This window comes from Scytonema sp. PCC 10023, assembly GCF_963920835.1.
In the GTDB taxonomy this organism is placed as follows: domain Bacteria; phylum Cyanobacteriota; class Cyanobacteriia; order Cyanobacteriales; family Nostocaceae; genus Kalymmatonema.
Map to the genome: position 1 here is coordinate 1 of NZ_CAWUDP010000162.1, position 14,647 is coordinate 14,647.

Sequence of the window (14,647 nt, forward strand, 5' to 3'; positions counted from 1 at the left end):
TGCCATGGAGCATGTTCTACACCTGGCGTCCTAACCGCCCTGGCGCCTGCTATATCCAAAATTTTAGATCCTCCTAAATCCTCCTTAAAACAGTGAACAGCTACCGGGAGCAGTACCAGTAAACAGTAAACAGTGAACAGCTACCGGGAGCCAGTGAGAAGATTGACTTGGGACATCTTGATACTGCGCTTCCTTGATAACTGATAACTGATACTGCGGGTACTTGATAACTGATAACTGATAACTGTTCCGATTACTGTTGTGTCTTTGGTTTTGGCTTTGGCATTTCATGAAGCTTGCCCTTGAAGTCCTTTGTGGGCTTGCCCTTAAATGTTCGCTCAGCACTCGAGCCTGAGGCAGTTGGTTTACCTCTTGGTGGTCCAAAGTCTTTGCCAGCAGCCTTAAGAGCCGCTTTCTTTTGTGCCATTGCCGTAGCTTTATCATCCTTACTTGCTTTTAGGAACCTTGGTGGCTTCTCCTGTGGCAATTCCAGTAATGAGTCAAATTCAAAAGCGTCCCGATGCGGCACGAACTTTGCTTTAATCTGTATGAATACTGGGCGTCCTTGTTCTTCTTTTGGGGCTTTGGGATTGAACCGGAACGGCGGTACCAGTGCGTCTCTCCAGAACAAAGGTAAATGACTCGCTTTCATGAATTTTACTTTTTTTGCTGGTTCCGATTGTTTAATATGATCCAGCCGTTCTTTAGTAAAATTCTTAAACACAGAGATACATGGTGTCCGGCAGACAGGAATAAACTGCCACAGCCCGCAAAGTTTAAACTCCATGTCCTGAAGTTGTTGTGAAATGGCATCGTCTTGGCGTCCTTTGTCAAAACCAACCACTTGAAAGCCAACGTTGGGCGGCTGATCCCTGCCAGGAAAATGAGTAAACTTGGGGTAAACAACCAGTCGTTGGGTAGATTCGCCAGTCGCCTCTATCTCTTTCTTGAGTGCATCATATGCTCTCTGTTTGCGTGAAGCATAGAGCAGTGGATATTCTTTGTTACCAATGGTGATAGTAGTTCTCTCCTTATCCCCCTCCAGTATGAAATTTACCTTGCCAGTAATGATCCCAATTGCTTGAAATAATGCAGAAGAATCAGTAGTCTCTGGCTGATTTTCAGTCTTGTTTTCCTCTTGGGGTGCAGGTTGCGACTGTTCTTCTTTTGACACAACTTCATCTTTTTCCAAGTTATTTACTTGGTTTTGTGTATTATCATCTACTTGTTCTGGCTTAGGTGCTGCTGATTCTAAAGGAACAGCAGTTTTGCTAGGCTTGTTTTTGATAGGTTCTGTAGAAGCCATAATTATTATTTTTGAGAAGTGAGCGCGAATATACGACGCTCACTTTATAATATAAAGCCTTGGCTTTTTGTGGAGTGATGCCGAAAAATACGCGGCATACCCCCATCAGTGAACAGTGAACAGTGACCAGTGACCAGTACCAGCCGCAGTGAACAGGCGTATCGTGGGGCATACGCTCACCGCCACCAACGCATAAAGGTGTACAGGAGTGTGGTGTTTCCCCCAGGAAACGATGAAACTGGTAACTGGTACTGCGGGTACTTGATAACTGATAACTGATAACTGATAACTGTTAAAAAAGCCCGCTTTGGGGCGGGCGAAACAAAAAGGGATTTATTAGCTGAATTGAATATGGACTGTTAGTTGTTAAATTTTCTTGATGCTTACCTCCAACCTGTAATAATTTAGATGAACGTGGTTATAACTACCGGACTCCAACTGTGACCAAAAGAGGATTTTTGTTCCAGGAGTTGGCTACTGACACAGCAGTGGATTGTGCAACTGGCTTGTGCTTGAGGATATCGTAAACCGCTTCCAGTGCTGACTCAATCGAACCTTGTAACCATGCGGGGAAGCGAGAGCAATGTTCACCAGCAAAGAACAGAGTGTTTTGAGGTCTTTGCACTTTGAGGTAACTGCTAGAACCATCAAGAGAATCCCAGTGAATTGTGCATCCGCCAGCACTCCACTTGTAGTTACCCCAAGCAATGGATGCTTTGTCCACTATCACACCAGGTGTATTCAGTTCAGGATGAATCTTGCTTACAGTGTTTTGGACGTAATCAAAGCGCTCAGACTCAGACATCATCCCCATGCGTTGAGCATCGTCACCGATGGTGTAGCTAGCCAACATCACGCTACCATGCTGCTTGTTGAACTTTACGCTTGGGTAGTATGTTTGACGTACACCTTCACCACTGAAGGAAGCACCACCTTTGATACCATCCTTTTCCCAGAATGACTCGCGAGTGTGAAATGCAACTTTTGTTCCAGGACAGTAAACAGTGTTGTAAACAGTGTCAAGTTTATCATCATCAAAGCCGCTCAATTCCAACTTGCGTAATACACTGAAGGGAATGGTGCATAGTACGTAGTCGCATATTTTGGTGTGCAACTGTCCGTTTTCCTTCCAAGTGATTTGGACATAATCTTTTTGCACACGCAGGGCGACGATTTCTTGGTTACACTTGATGGGCCCCTTGATTTCAGCTACCAAACGTTGGATAAGCTGATCCATCCCACCTTTGAGTTGCAACAAGTCATGGCTGGTTTCTGTCATGATGTCGCCGAGGAAAATATCCAATCCTTGAGAACACTTTGCCCGGAAGCTTGGGTTTTGTCTCAGGAATGAGTGCAAGTCAATCGTTTCGCCGTCTTCGCTAAAGTAGGGGTTTAAATCTAAGCGCTCTAACTCATCCATCAAGTGAGAGTTCAAGTCGCGTTCAAAATCAGAACGGAGATTACCAGGAGCGATAGTATTAATAATAGTTTTGAGCCAAGCAGCAAAGGTGCGAGTTCTTTCACTGTAGCGAGTGTCGCTGAGGATACCACCTTCTGTTTGTTGCAATACACGGGGTGCGTCTTTCATCTGGAGCACTTGCCCGTTGATGTTCATCATTGCGTTGCTTTCCTCGAAGACTGTCATAAACTTGCACAGTTTGTCAGAAAGTCCCATTTCACGAACATAATGCAGAGTCATTTCGTGGTCGCTTGGGATACGCATTGCTCCAAGTTCGGCGTAGGGTGCATCAGGGGAGTTACCAAAGCGGTGTGTCCATACCCGTCCACCGATGCGTGGGCTACCTTCCATAATTTCGACTTCATGTCCCAGGCGCTCTAGCTCATATGCTGCTACTAAACCTGCGATACCTGCGCCCAGTATCGTGATCCGTTTGCCTTTTTGAAAGTTTACCAGTTGGAATTGCTCAAGTAAAATTTTGGTGTCCATTGTTCCAGCTTCCCTTTTTTGTTTGTGTGGCGGCGGTTTTGATTTCAACCGCCTCTGTTCTTTCATAAGGGGGACTAGAAATTTTTATGCACTTTTGAAGTGCCAACTGTTGCGTTTTACAAATGTGAAGAAGAAAGGCAAGCGTACGCAGTTTGACCCCCGGCTTTGCACATAATATTTCATTTTTTGACAGATCCCATTTCTCAAATATCTATGTAGCAAGCTTTTTAGACTTTTATACCCGTTGAACTCAAGTCGCTTTAATGGGCGAACAGCCCAACCCTTGGGACGTACTACCGCCCTAGGTTGCGATGAGCCGACATCGAGGTGCCGAGAATACATGACTCATTGCCATCCATGAACAGCGTCACGAAAAAGTACTGCTTTGTACAAAATTGGCTACGTACGTGACTTGATCCATTGCAAGTACCTCTTCACAAGTTGTACTTGGGTGGGCGCACCGTTTCCTGGCAGGGTTGAACCGAGTTACTTTAGATGCAGAGTAAAGAGTTCAGTTAAATCCGCTCTGGAACTGAATCTTACTGCGAGTGCCAAGCAGAACTCTCTGATTTCAAAATAAACCCAATCACTCGGTACAACAGTCATCGTGAGGTCATGTATGCGTCACAATAAACTTGGTGTGTTTTTCCCTATCGCTCTGGTTGCAGCTTGCACTTCTCAAATGTTTCTCTCTAGCCCATCTTTCGCAGGAACAAAAAACGTAGCCAGTGTTGCTCGCACCTCAGCCGTCGCAGCTAACCCAACTTTAGACAGACAAGTACCTTCGACTGCATCCTTGGAACAACAAGTGATTGCCGAGATGAACAAGGTGAGAACAAATCCCCAAGCATACGTCTCTATCTTAGAAAACTACAAGCAGCGCTTTCAAGGAACACGAGTTCAAGTTTCTGATCAAGTGCTGATGCAAACAATAGAAGGAGTCAAAGCCGTTGATGAGGCGATCGCATTTCTCAAGGATGCAACTCCTGTTGGTGCTTTAACAACATCTCAAGGAATGTCTATGGGTGCAAGAGACCATGTCAACGACAACGGTGCAAAAGGTGCAACAGGTCATACTGGAAGCGACGGCAGTAACCCATCTACTCGCATGGACCGCTACGGAAGCTGGGAATCTAAAGCTGCAGAAAATATCAGCTACGGTCAAAGTACAGCTCAAGACATCGTTATCCAGTTAATTGTGGATGATGGAGTGGCGAATCGCGGTCATAGAAAAAACATCTTCAACTCTGCTTTTAAAGTCGCTGGAGTTGCTTTTGGAAATCATGCTAACTACAAAACAATGTGCGTGATTAACTACGCAGGCGGATATCAAGAAAAATCAGTTGCACTGAATTCTCGTAACTAGGTGTTGCGAACTGCAAACATAAACACTTCAAACCGCTTGCCAAGGCAATAGACATCTCCGAAAACAGGCAAAACGAGTCTTAAACTGACTTTAAGCAGGCAATCACATAATTGCAAAAGAATCCACTTTAATGTCAGAATGGTATTTTGAGATATTTTCTGTTGAGAACAGAACAAAATATAGATTTCTACGTACCTAATTTTGGGAACGTTAAACAAATAATTCTAAACTTATAAGACCAGTGTTCCAATTCTTAACCTTACTAGTCCACAAATTGTGAGAATTATTTGTTTATATGTAAGGATTCAGGTGGCAGAAAAAGGAATAAGCGAAGGATACGCAATCTTATGAGCAACGTGTGCGCGTAATGCCTCAGCAAAGAAGTGGATAACAGACCTCTGCTGAGTGAGGCAAGTTTGGACGACGGTTAAGAGGCAGGCAGTATCGCTAAACCGTTCAAGCGATCGCGAACCACCACTGACCTTACGTTTAGTAACAGCTAGTCGTAATGACCGTTCTGCCAAGTTATTATCAGGAGGAATCTGGGGATGGTCTAGAAAGTACCACCACTGGTTGTATTTATCGCGCAGTTTAGACAACAAGTTCAAAGCTGTTGCGCCTGCTTTTGGAATCCATTGATTGAGGGCAATTGTTAATTTCGATTTAAACCCATCAGCCCAATCAATGTAGGCTGTTAGATCGTCTGAGGCTTGAAGTAAGCGATAATTGTCGAATACATCATCTATTAAATCGACGAATACTTCGCCAATTGAGGCATTGTCTTGACCAGGAGATTTAATCAAACGTAAGAAATGCCGTCGCATATGAGCCAAACACTTCTGTTGTGCAGTCGCAGGATATCCGTTGTAGACGCTAAAATCGTCGCTGCTGAGAACACCGCCATACTTAGTTCTAAGCAATGATTCGAGTTCTGCCCTTGACCTTGTATCTGCGGCATGAAATAAACAAAATGCTTGATTGGCAACTACCCACAACCATTCTTTAACTCCTTTGACTGACCATGGTGTCTCGTCAACATGGACATTTGGTTGCTCGGTTTTGACCCAATTAGCCAATGCTTCGACTGGTGCTTCAATTGCCTGTGCTACCCGTTCATTGGTTGCGACTAGAGTTCCTTCGCCGACATCTATTTGCCCCAACTCAAATAGCAGTTCGTAGATTTTTGCGTACGGAACGTGCGCGTAATTCCCCAACCAACCAATTAATGCTTGTAACCGTACCCCTAAATCTTGTCCTGGGATCATCTCATCCGACCAGTCAGCAGCAGTTATAGTTCCGCAGTGCGAACATTGACAGTGATGGCGATGGTATTCGACGATTTCAATTGGGTTGGCAACAAATTGTGCAACTTGCTGAGTTTCGACGTGTTGCGATCGCGGTGCGAAGTGCGTACGTCCGCAACTGTGTTCACAGTTGCGGACGTAGAATTTCGATTCTGTCTACTCGTCCAAATCCCTTACGAGTTTTACCTTCGTGTCCTGGTTGTCCGCCCCGTTTTCGTTTGGCAGTTGTCTGGTCGGTGTCGGGTTGTGGTTTCTTTTTTTCTGACTTTTTGAGAAGGTCTGTTGATGGTGGTTTGGATGATATCTGACTGTCCAATTTCAAACTTTCTTCGAGCCGCGCAATTTTTTCTTGGAGCGTCTTGATAATTTCTACCAAATGTTCCTTTGACAGTTGGTATAGTTCGTCTTCATTTTCAGGCAGGGGTACGCGGTTCGTCATGTTTATGATGTTCCCCTATGCATATAACTCCTGTCAACTACTCCCCCACCTGAATCCTTACGTTTTAGCCATACTCATTACTCTGGTTTAGCATTATTAGTGACTGACACCGAATCAGAATTCGCGTTTTGAGTTCCGATTGCAATGTCTAACACTTGGGGGACTAACTGTAATGATGTGTCAATTACTTGTTTCGTTATAGTTATATCTATATTATTAGTGACTGACACCGACTCACGGTTTGACGCTTCATCCCGATTTAATCACTGCCCGAAAATCACATCACGAGCATCATCAGGTGGAACAAACTGATAAACGCAATCCCGATCATGGGATTGATTGCTCCAAACTTTCTTCATACGCTTAAATGGTATTCGCTTGTTTTTTGATATATCTGGGTTTGAGCCATTTTTGAGCATTTGGTGTATTTCCCTTACCCTGTATGGTTTTGAGGCTTGTTTCTCCCTCAAAAATGTTTAAGTTCCGTTAGGCGCGAGGACAGACTGAACAAACAGCATCAGTGCCGTCACGCGCACCGATGCCCTGTGGACTTCCTTGCAGACGAGCGATCGCATTGATATGTGAGTCCAGCGTATAAAAATTAAGAAAAGTAAAGTGCGGCGATAAAAGCTCGGTTCGCTGGCATTCTTCCAATCACAGAAGCGCTGCAACAAAAGCGTGAAAATTGCACGTATCTTGTTATAGAAGAAAATGCTACTGCATAAATCGTCTTGATTACGGTGGCTGAAGTAACAATTAAATTAGACTTGACGAAGGCTAAAAACCCAGCTACGAGCAAAGACTGCTAGACCAGTCTTGATGTCCTCGACCTGATTGGCACTTATATTGCCGACCTACCCAAACAATTTCCCATTTATTTTGGTTGCGTCTCAATTCGATGCGATTTCGTATCCCGCCTACTGAATCATCAGCCAAACCTACTATGCTATGTACGATTACAGCTGTTTCTCTTGTGGGATACGCAACTGAAATGTCCTCGGACTTTCTTCCTTCTTGTTCTTCTAAGTTGTTAAACAATTGTACAGCCACAGCTTTTGGGATAGTAACTTTAATACGGTTAGAAGAGATAAATTCTTGCACCTTAATCGTCCCAAAACCAGAACGTGGGTTACTCTGGGCAGACGCAGCGCCCAATAATTGCGTGGATATGAGAGTAGCTAAGATTAGTGAAAGTTTAAGCATCGAGGTTTTCATGTTTTAACTAGCAATAATTTTTCTGGTAAAGGTTGCTACAAATCTAGATAGCAGAATTTCGATTTATTTCCAGTAAAAAGCGATGGCGCAGAGCGCCCGCCGGGAGCAGCGATGGTAATTCTTACCTTGATAGAACCAGCAGACTGAGCACTTAAGTGCTTCCAATGACCGATATACTGGAAAAACGTGGTATCGGTTTGTCCGCCTTTAACACCATTAATCTTCAACAGAAGCGATCGCCAGTAGTAACCGAACAATTCTCATCGTTAACAAAAGATTATCCGACTCCTCAATCGATTGGTGCTTTCTTACACATATTTCTTGACAGGTGGTCAAGACAAACTGTTGCTAGCCCCCTCCTGACACTGATAGGGGTACAGTGCGGGACTAATAGCCCCCGAACCCCATTAGTTAAATCTGCCTGCTGTCTTCCTCAAAGTGTCATAATTCCACCCCTCCTGACTTAGCTTTAGGTGCAGCGGTAGCAACAGTTTGACGTTGGGGGACGCTTATGTGTTCGGTGGGAGTATACTGTATTTTGATTTCTTGACCGCGCCATGTTTGTAAGTCATTCATAATATCCTTGAGAGGAACAAAATCTACGACTTGTTCACCCCTTTTCTGAGCTTCATCAGTCTTGTAGGTCAAAATTTTGAAGTACATTTCCCGCTGCGAGGCAATTGGCAGCTTGCCGTCGTTGTCTTTTATCCGCTCTTGAATTTCTGCATTACCCTGGTTCATTGCCCCTCCCCAGTCAGGGGTGCCATGCTTGATCATGTTCGCCCATTCCTCGGCTATGTAGGGGTGGACTTTGACGGGGATATCGCCTGCTGCTTGTATTGGTTGTTGTTTGGGAGGTGCGGCGGTAGGTTGCTCTTTACCGAAAATTTGCTCCAAGTTAAGCTTTTGGGCATTTTGGGCAATAAACTTCACCTGGTTGATATCGTAGTCAGAGATATTCATCTTGGCTACTTCCTTTGTAATGCCAGCTTCGGTTTTAGTTAGGTCAAACAGGACTTGTTCCTGAATTCCCTTTTCCTCGGTGGTTTTAAACAATTGCAGGCTAGCTTTTTTTCCTTGAGGGTCACGGGTGCGTTTAATGGTAAATTCTCCTACAGCGAGTTCATCTTTGCCTGCTGTTAGGAGTATGTTGTTGAGAGTATCCAGCATCTGGTTTTGTTTGAATACCTCAAGGGTTTTGATGGTACCAGCAGGCGCAAGAGAACCAAGTGTATTTGCCACATCCCGGATATCTGAATAAGGTAAGTCGGGTAGTTTACCCTTATCCTGGAGGTGTTCGTTTACCATCAAAAATTCCTGACGTTCCACCCCTAACATTTCTTTAGGCTGTTTGGTGATTTTGGGTTCTTTGTTTCCCTTACCGGGTTTGAACTCCATCAAGGAGTTGTTCCAACCCTGAAGTTCGTCACTGCGGCGGTGGACGCTGATGGTATCCCCTTCTTGCCGAATTACAAAGGTATCACTTCTGAAAATACGAGAACCATCTTGCTCGATAGTGCCGTATTTTTTCAGCATCTCAGTTGCAGTTTGGGCAATATCTTTGTTTTCGCCGTTGTAACGTTCTTTTTCTGCTTGTTTGTTTTTTATCTCGTATACTGGTACTTCTACTTGACGTGCCCACTGTTGCGCTTGCGGTTCTACTCCTTTGGAGTTAGCTGCTTGTTGGTAAGTATATTGAGCAGCATATTGTTCTTCTTCCTCCAAATTTTCCCTTTTGGGAGTTGTGCTTGGGCTTTCTTCTGACTCAACAGATTTCTTATTATTAGTAAGTATTATTTCTTTTGAAGTAAATTTTTCCTGATTTTCTACCTCTTCCTGAAGATTGCTGATGACAAATTCTTCAAACTTCTCTTCGGCTGACTCTGATATGGTTGATAATGTGGAGTTAAGATTTTCAAGATTTGAGGGTTGGTTATCTATCTGATCACTTGGTTCTGATATAATAGTTGTTACCTCCTGGTTTAAATCTACCTTTTCCCATTTGTAAGCCCCAGGGGTAGATTCATCAGGTACGAGGTTGTAAATATCCTTGCCAACCTCGACTGCAATTTTATCTGTTTCTTTCCCTTCTTTAAGTATTTCTTGAATCTTTTTAAAAGTGTTAATCAGGATTTTAGCTAATTCCAAGGCTGCTTTACCAGCAGTATCAGCTACTTGAAGATAGTTATCTGCTATTCGTTGTTGCTGGGGGTCAAACATAGTGGTTTTGGTAATCTATCAAGAGTACTATTTTTTGGTATTGAACGAAGATTAACTGAATATCAAATCTAATGATTAGTAATGATGGTTTAGTACCATAATGGGAAAATGTATCGCCATAAATATTATCTGAATTATTGCGACCATAGTGATATAATAAAAAATTATACAAATATAATTTACATAAAAATTAAATATATAATTCCATCTAGGTAAGTTTTAACAGTACCAGTCGCAGTAAACAGTTATCAGTTAAATACGAAAGGTCGCGCGTCCCCCACCAAGAGCACCTTTATGCGTTGGTGGCGGGTCGCGCATCCCCCAAAGCGCCCGCCGTCAGGACTGATAACTGATAACTGATTTAATACTTGCTAATTTCTCTGGTAAGGATTGTAGAAATCATGAGAAAAATTCTTTGTAACTATCCACAGGTAATGGCGTATTTCCTGCTTCTACGGGTGCTTGAGGAATGGGAAAACGCTTGTCTACCTCTTTTACTCTGGCATCCAAGTCTTCTTGAGTTGGTCTTTTTTGGGTACTTTTTCGAGCAAGTTGTTTGATAACTCTATCCCAATTACTATCGTTTGATTGTTCGAGTCCAATGATATATCTTGGAATTTTAATACTTTTTAATAGTGGAACAGATCCTTCATTATTATTACTATAAGCAGGATTGATAAATACACATTTACCAGGTGGTAATTTGAGAAATTGGGCAGGTTCAAATAGCTTGCGAGTCCGTTCTTGGTCGGAGATAGATGTTGAAGCTTTTCCCCCTCCAGTCGAACGGGATTTCTGCTTATATTTAATTTCTTCTTCACCAAGGTAAGCACTAAAAACCCTTGCAGATTCCTCTTCACCAGGGTTGAAAATAAACTTGGTACCGCACGCACCGAGGATTGCTTTTGAGATTTCTTTACCGTAAATTTTCTCCAACTGCCCCATGTTCTGCCATCCGAGGATTCCGCAGAATCCTTCACTTCGGGATTCGTTAAGCCATTTGAATAAGTCTGGGAGAAAAATCGATGGCAGTTCGTCAACGCTAACTACAAGTGGACCAGTGTCTTTCCTCTTTTTGGCAATACTACGGGCGACAGTCATGTGTAAGATTGAAGTCATCAGCGGACCAACTGCATCGCGGCGTTCGCGGTCAAGTCCAAAGATAATCATCTGTTTCTTGCCTACCTCTAGTGGTAGAGTAGTCTTGCCGACAAAGCAGCCAAGCGTGTTCTTTGCCATGAAGCGCGTGAACATGAGCGAGGCGGTACCGGCGATACCCGCGATGGTTTTTTCACTTCCGCTGGAGCTAAATAATTGACCGAAGGCTATGCGTATCCACGGATTAAGACTTGCTGCCATCAGGCGTTCGACCATCTTCTCGCTTGAGAGGATAGCTGCTGCGGTCATGATATCAGCAAACTCCCCAAAGTCTTTGGTGAGCATCAGGATTGCCTGAGTTAACTGGTCGCCCGCAGGACCGAAGAATGCGTCTTCGGAGCCACCACCAAGCATACGGAAGTTTTTGTTGATCACGGTAGCCAATTGCCTTGCGGTTTCAGCATCGCTACTATCGCGCAAGAAATCGATAGGGTTGCATACCTCAGATTCGGGGAAACCCGGAGCAAAGACGTGTACAGAATACCCTTTTAATTTTGCGTAACTGGCTATTTTGGCTTGGCTGGGGTACTTAAAGTCGTATAGAACAATACCAAACCCTTGGTCGATAGCTGAGTAAAGCATGGGGTTGATTGCTGAGAAGGATTTACCGCTACCGGGTGCCCCAATAACGGCTGTACCTCTTTGAACATCGGGTACATATACAGGTGTTCCCCCACTTCCCTTGGGTAGTTTTTGTCCTTTGTACTTATGTACTCCAATATACAAGCTAGCGCTATCGCACTTGGGAGAGGTGACTTGCTTGATGGCTTTTTTCTTGGCGCATGCTGTTTCTTTTCCTCCACCCCAATAGCTGGTGGCAAGTTTGCCCTTCTTACCAGCAGAGAACATCTGTAGGAGAAATAGTGCTAATATTCCCCCGGCGAGTGCTAGCCCTTGGGGAGACATTAATTGGTTGGTATACTTGCTGACGTTGTAGCTGGAAGCAGAGGGTTGAGCCTCTTGGGTTTGTTTAACTTTGACGGTTTTGGCTGTGGCGAAATATAGGTTATTCATAACAACTCGCTCTTTGCGCATGGAGAAAAACACAACGAGTGGCTTTTGAGCCGAAGGATATTACTTACGGTTTTTTAGGTACAGTGAGAGGTGCGCCTAAGATGATAGGGTCCATCTCCTTGTACTCAAAGAAGGGGACTGGTCCGATAAAATAGGGTGAACATCCCAAGTCAATCCATCCGCGTTTGCAAATGCGGAAGAACATCGCGCTTGTGACTGTACTTGTCGATTCTTTGACATCCCACAGGACGTGTTTAAATGATTTACCAAAGGGGTGGCGTCCGGTTGGTTCCTTCCCACCGTTGAGTTTACCCAGTATCCCAAATCCACCTTTTACCTTTTGGAATTTACCTGACATCCAGGTTGCGCCAGTGAGGATATCGCTGACAGCAGGTGAAATCCTGGAAAAAACCGGACAACCTTCACCCACTCGTTGGGATTCGAGGATTGATCTTTGAGGGTGGTCAAATTGCCCTGTCAGGAAATGTCCGGGTAACGACGGTTGATCTATGGGGCAATTTGACCAAGGTTGTCCGGTTTTTTCTGGACCAAATGTGACAGCTACCTCAATGTGAGCACATTCAAAGTTATAGCAGGGTACATTGAACCCTTCTTGATAACTACCCGATATTGATTTCCACCTACCGTTTTCTACCTCTTTAAGTACCATATCTACCTTGCCGACAAAGCTGATATCGGGTACTGGTACTCCTGGAAACTCATCAAATGGTACTTTCCCTAATCCCGGTACTTTGGCGATCGTGGTATTCTGCCAGTTGGTAAATTCCTTGAGTATAGCTTTCTCTATCCCGGGGATACTGGTGAGTTTGTATTGATCAAGCTTAATATATTTACCAAGTTCCGCTTTTTCCAGTTGGGGATAATTGTTGAGTGCTTCCCCGACAGTTTGACTTGTATAGCTATCCCCTGTCACTTTAGCAACATAATCATCAAGGGCGGGTATATCGGCAATATCTTTATTTTCCAGTCCTGGGATAGCTTCTGCTAAATCTCCAAGTGTTTGCCATTTGAGAGTCTCAAAATCTGAGAGCTTGAAATCCTTGAGGCTTATACCTGTAACAAGCGATATTTGTTGGAGGTTGAGGTTTTCGATTTTGAATTCAGTTGCTTCAAAATCCCCTAGTTCCATTACAAGAGCAAGCGACTGTCCTGCACTCCAAACGCGCTTTTCTTTCATGCCGGGGTTTTTGACATTGGGAAATTCTACCGAACCCGCTTCCTTTAACTTCATGTTCTCGAAGTTCATTTTGCTCCAGTCGGGGACGGGAATGCCGTTGACATATTTGACTGCAAAAGGTTGTTCTTTCAGTGTTTTAGCTTGTTTGGTCGAATGATTCAAATTTGAATCATTCGAGGAAAGGTTTGCTGGGGGGATACTCACTCTAGCAACTTCTCTCAAATTTGAAACATTCGTTGGTGTAGCTGCGACAGCTTTATCCCCAAATACGAGACTGCCGATATTGTAGCTACCCTCGAATCTCATTAACCCGTGCAGTGCGAGTCCTGCTACCATACCAGCAACCATGAGATACCGCCATGTATTCATTTTTGCTTCCCGCCATTGGTATCCCTGACTGCGATTATTCGTAGGTTGGTTGGGTACGGTCGTTGAAACTGGAACAATTGCCACTATTTCATCGTTTACGTGGATGGTATTCCCCCGCTCACTTCTCTCCTCCTGTGGGGTTTCCTGATTTACTGTAAAATTTATGGCTTTAAGTTTTTGATGATCTGTTGTAACGTTTCTGGTTTCCATAATTATCTCTTCTTTTCAACAACTAGATTGAATGGTGTAGGTTGAGTATTATTTGTATTAACTTGTTGGGTGTTGAGTGAACGTGGGGGCATCTCTAGCAAGCGTTTTCCACCCATAAGCATGAGCTTTTCAACTAATTTCATCGATACCCCAGCGTTGCTTGCAGCGATGGTGAGTTCTTCTCCAAGCGATAGCGAAGCGCTGCTGCTTTCAGCAGATCGCAACTCAACGAGTTTGGTTAGTCTTTCCCACAGCGGGGTATCGCTGGTTATCCACTGTTTGTCAAGTGCAAACTGCATTCCTTTGGCGATATACTTGCTATCAGATATGGCGGTGTAATCAACTTTTGGTTGTCTAAGTTCCCGGTCATTGCTTGAATCGCCTATAATTTCTAATTGGCTGTATTCGGGTTTTCCTGTACCGGGTACAATACGAAAGTGATAGGATTTTTTGGTACTTCCAGATTCAGTGATTACAGTGAGATGTGTGCCGTAGGTAGCTTGTGGCAAGCCGGAAATTTTTACTGTTTCGATGCGGCGAAGGTGAATAAGTCCTGCTCCTGTTTCCTCTTTTGAACATCTCCCTAATCCTTCCAGACATCCATCCACATCAATTACGAATTTAGAGGGGTCATCCAACCAGATTTTTTTAATAACTTCCTCGGTGCGGTAAAACGAGATGGATACCCCGTGTCCCGCCCATACCTGAACTGTTTGCCCAGTCGCTTTTTCTCCTGATACCTGGGATGCTTGCACCTGTCTTACGATACCTGCTGTAGCAGTTTGTATAGGTAGTACGAGGGGTGCGCTCGCGCTGAAGAAAAGTAAGCTGAAACCAAATAAATATCGTAAGGATTCAGGTGAGGGGGTATTGACAGAAGGGACACTTGGGGTGGAGTAT

9 protein-coding genes, 1 pseudogene and 1 other annotated feature are annotated in these 14,647 nt (G+C 44.0%); of the genes and pseudogenes, 1 reads left to right on the top strand and 9 read right to left on the bottom strand.

The features are described 5' to 3' along the window. Positions 1 to 253: 253 nt before the first annotated feature. The gene (locus ACM0OZ_RS45340) at positions 254 to 1,306 is read right to left on the bottom strand and encodes a hypothetical protein (protein WP_414589542.1); all 1,053 of its coding nucleotides are present in this window, start codon (positions 1,304 to 1,306) and stop codon (positions 254 to 256) included. Between the two features lie 424 nt (positions 1,307 to 1,730). Beyond that, positions 1,731 to 3,254, bottom strand: coding sequence for a flavin monoamine oxidase family protein (locus tag ACM0OZ_RS45345; protein WP_414589543.1), 1,524 nt, complete (start codon positions 3,252 to 3,254; stop codon positions 1,731 to 1,733). A gap of 219 nt (positions 3,255 to 3,473) precedes the next feature. After that, positions 3,474 to 3,583, bottom strand: a sequence feature (23S ribosomal RNA rRNA prediction is too short). A 290-nt stretch (positions 3,584 to 3,873) separates the two neighbouring features. Here ACM0OZ_RS45345 and ACM0OZ_RS45350 point away from each other — a divergent pair. Further along, positions 3,874 to 4,620, top strand: coding sequence for a CAP domain-containing protein (locus ACM0OZ_RS45350; RefSeq protein ID WP_414589544.1), 747 nt, complete (start codon positions 3,874 to 3,876; stop codon positions 4,618 to 4,620). 305 nt (positions 4,621 to 4,925) lie between these two features. Here ACM0OZ_RS45350 and tnpC read toward each other — a convergent pair. From tnpC to ACM0OZ_RS45385, 7 genes and pseudogenes are all read right to left on the bottom strand, one after another. Then, positions 4,926 to 6,363 (bottom strand): annotated as a pseudogene (gene tnpC, locus ACM0OZ_RS45355) (IS66 family transposase). A 789-nt stretch (positions 6,364 to 7,152) separates the two neighbouring features. Further along, a complete protein-coding gene (locus ACM0OZ_RS45360) occupies positions 7,153 to 7,566 on the bottom strand; it encodes a hypothetical protein (RefSeq protein WP_414589545.1) in 414 nt (137 codons plus the stop codon). A 47-nt stretch (positions 7,567 to 7,613) separates the two neighbouring features. Then, the gene (locus ACM0OZ_RS45365; RefSeq protein ID WP_414589546.1) at positions 7,614 to 7,835 is read right to left on the bottom strand and encodes a hypothetical protein; all 222 of its coding nucleotides are present in this window, start codon (positions 7,833 to 7,835) and stop codon (positions 7,614 to 7,616) included. A 184-nt stretch (positions 7,836 to 8,019) separates the two neighbouring features. Beyond that, positions 8,020 to 9,798, bottom strand: a complete 1,779-nt coding sequence (locus tag ACM0OZ_RS45370) for a hypothetical protein (protein ID WP_414589547.1) — start codon at positions 9,796 to 9,798, stop codon at positions 8,020 to 8,022. 399 nt (positions 9,799 to 10,197) lie between these two features. Continuing rightward, positions 10,198 to 11,970: a type IV secretory system conjugative DNA transfer family protein gene (locus ACM0OZ_RS45375; protein WP_414589548.1), complete on the bottom strand. Its 1,773-nt coding sequence runs from the start codon at positions 11,968 to 11,970 to the stop codon at positions 10,198 to 10,200. Between the two features lie 64 nt (positions 11,971 to 12,034). Continuing rightward, positions 12,035 to 13,747: a hypothetical protein gene (locus ACM0OZ_RS45380; RefSeq protein WP_414589549.1), complete on the bottom strand. Its 1,713-nt coding sequence runs from the start codon at positions 13,745 to 13,747 to the stop codon at positions 12,035 to 12,037. Positions 13,748 to 13,749: 2 nt separating this feature from the next. After that, complete coding sequence (locus tag ACM0OZ_RS45385; protein ID WP_414589550.1) at positions 13,750 to 14,535, bottom strand: hypothetical protein; 786 nt, start codon at positions 14,533 to 14,535, stop codon at positions 13,750 to 13,752. Positions 14,536 to 14,647 lie beyond the last annotated feature (112 nt).

Bases quoted from the DNA above. Each gene is read 5' to 3' on its own strand.
- ACM0OZ_RS45340 (WP_414589542.1), bottom strand. From the start codon at position 1,306: ATGGCTTCTACAGAACCTATCAAAAACAAGCCTAGCAAAACTGCTGTT.
- ACM0OZ_RS45345 (WP_414589543.1), bottom strand. From the start codon at position 3,254: ATGGACACCAAAATTTTACTTGAGCAATTCCAACTGGTAAACTTTCAA.
- ACM0OZ_RS45350 (WP_414589544.1), top strand. From the start codon at position 3,874: ATGCGTCACAATAAACTTGGTGTGTTTTTCCCTATCGCTCTGGTTGCA.
- ACM0OZ_RS45360 (WP_414589545.1), bottom strand. From the start codon at position 7,566: ATGCTTAAACTTTCACTAATCTTAGCTACTCTCATATCCACGCAATTA.
- ACM0OZ_RS45370 (WP_414589547.1), bottom strand. From the start codon at position 9,798: ATGTTTGACCCCCAGCAACAACGAATAGCAGATAACTATCTTCAAGTA.
- ACM0OZ_RS45375 (WP_414589548.1), bottom strand. From the start codon at position 11,970: ATGAATAACCTATATTTCGCCACAGCCAAAACCGTCAAAGTTAAACAA.
- ACM0OZ_RS45380 (WP_414589549.1), bottom strand. From the start codon at position 13,747: ATGGAAACCAGAAACGTTACAACAGATCATCAAAAACTTAAAGCCATA.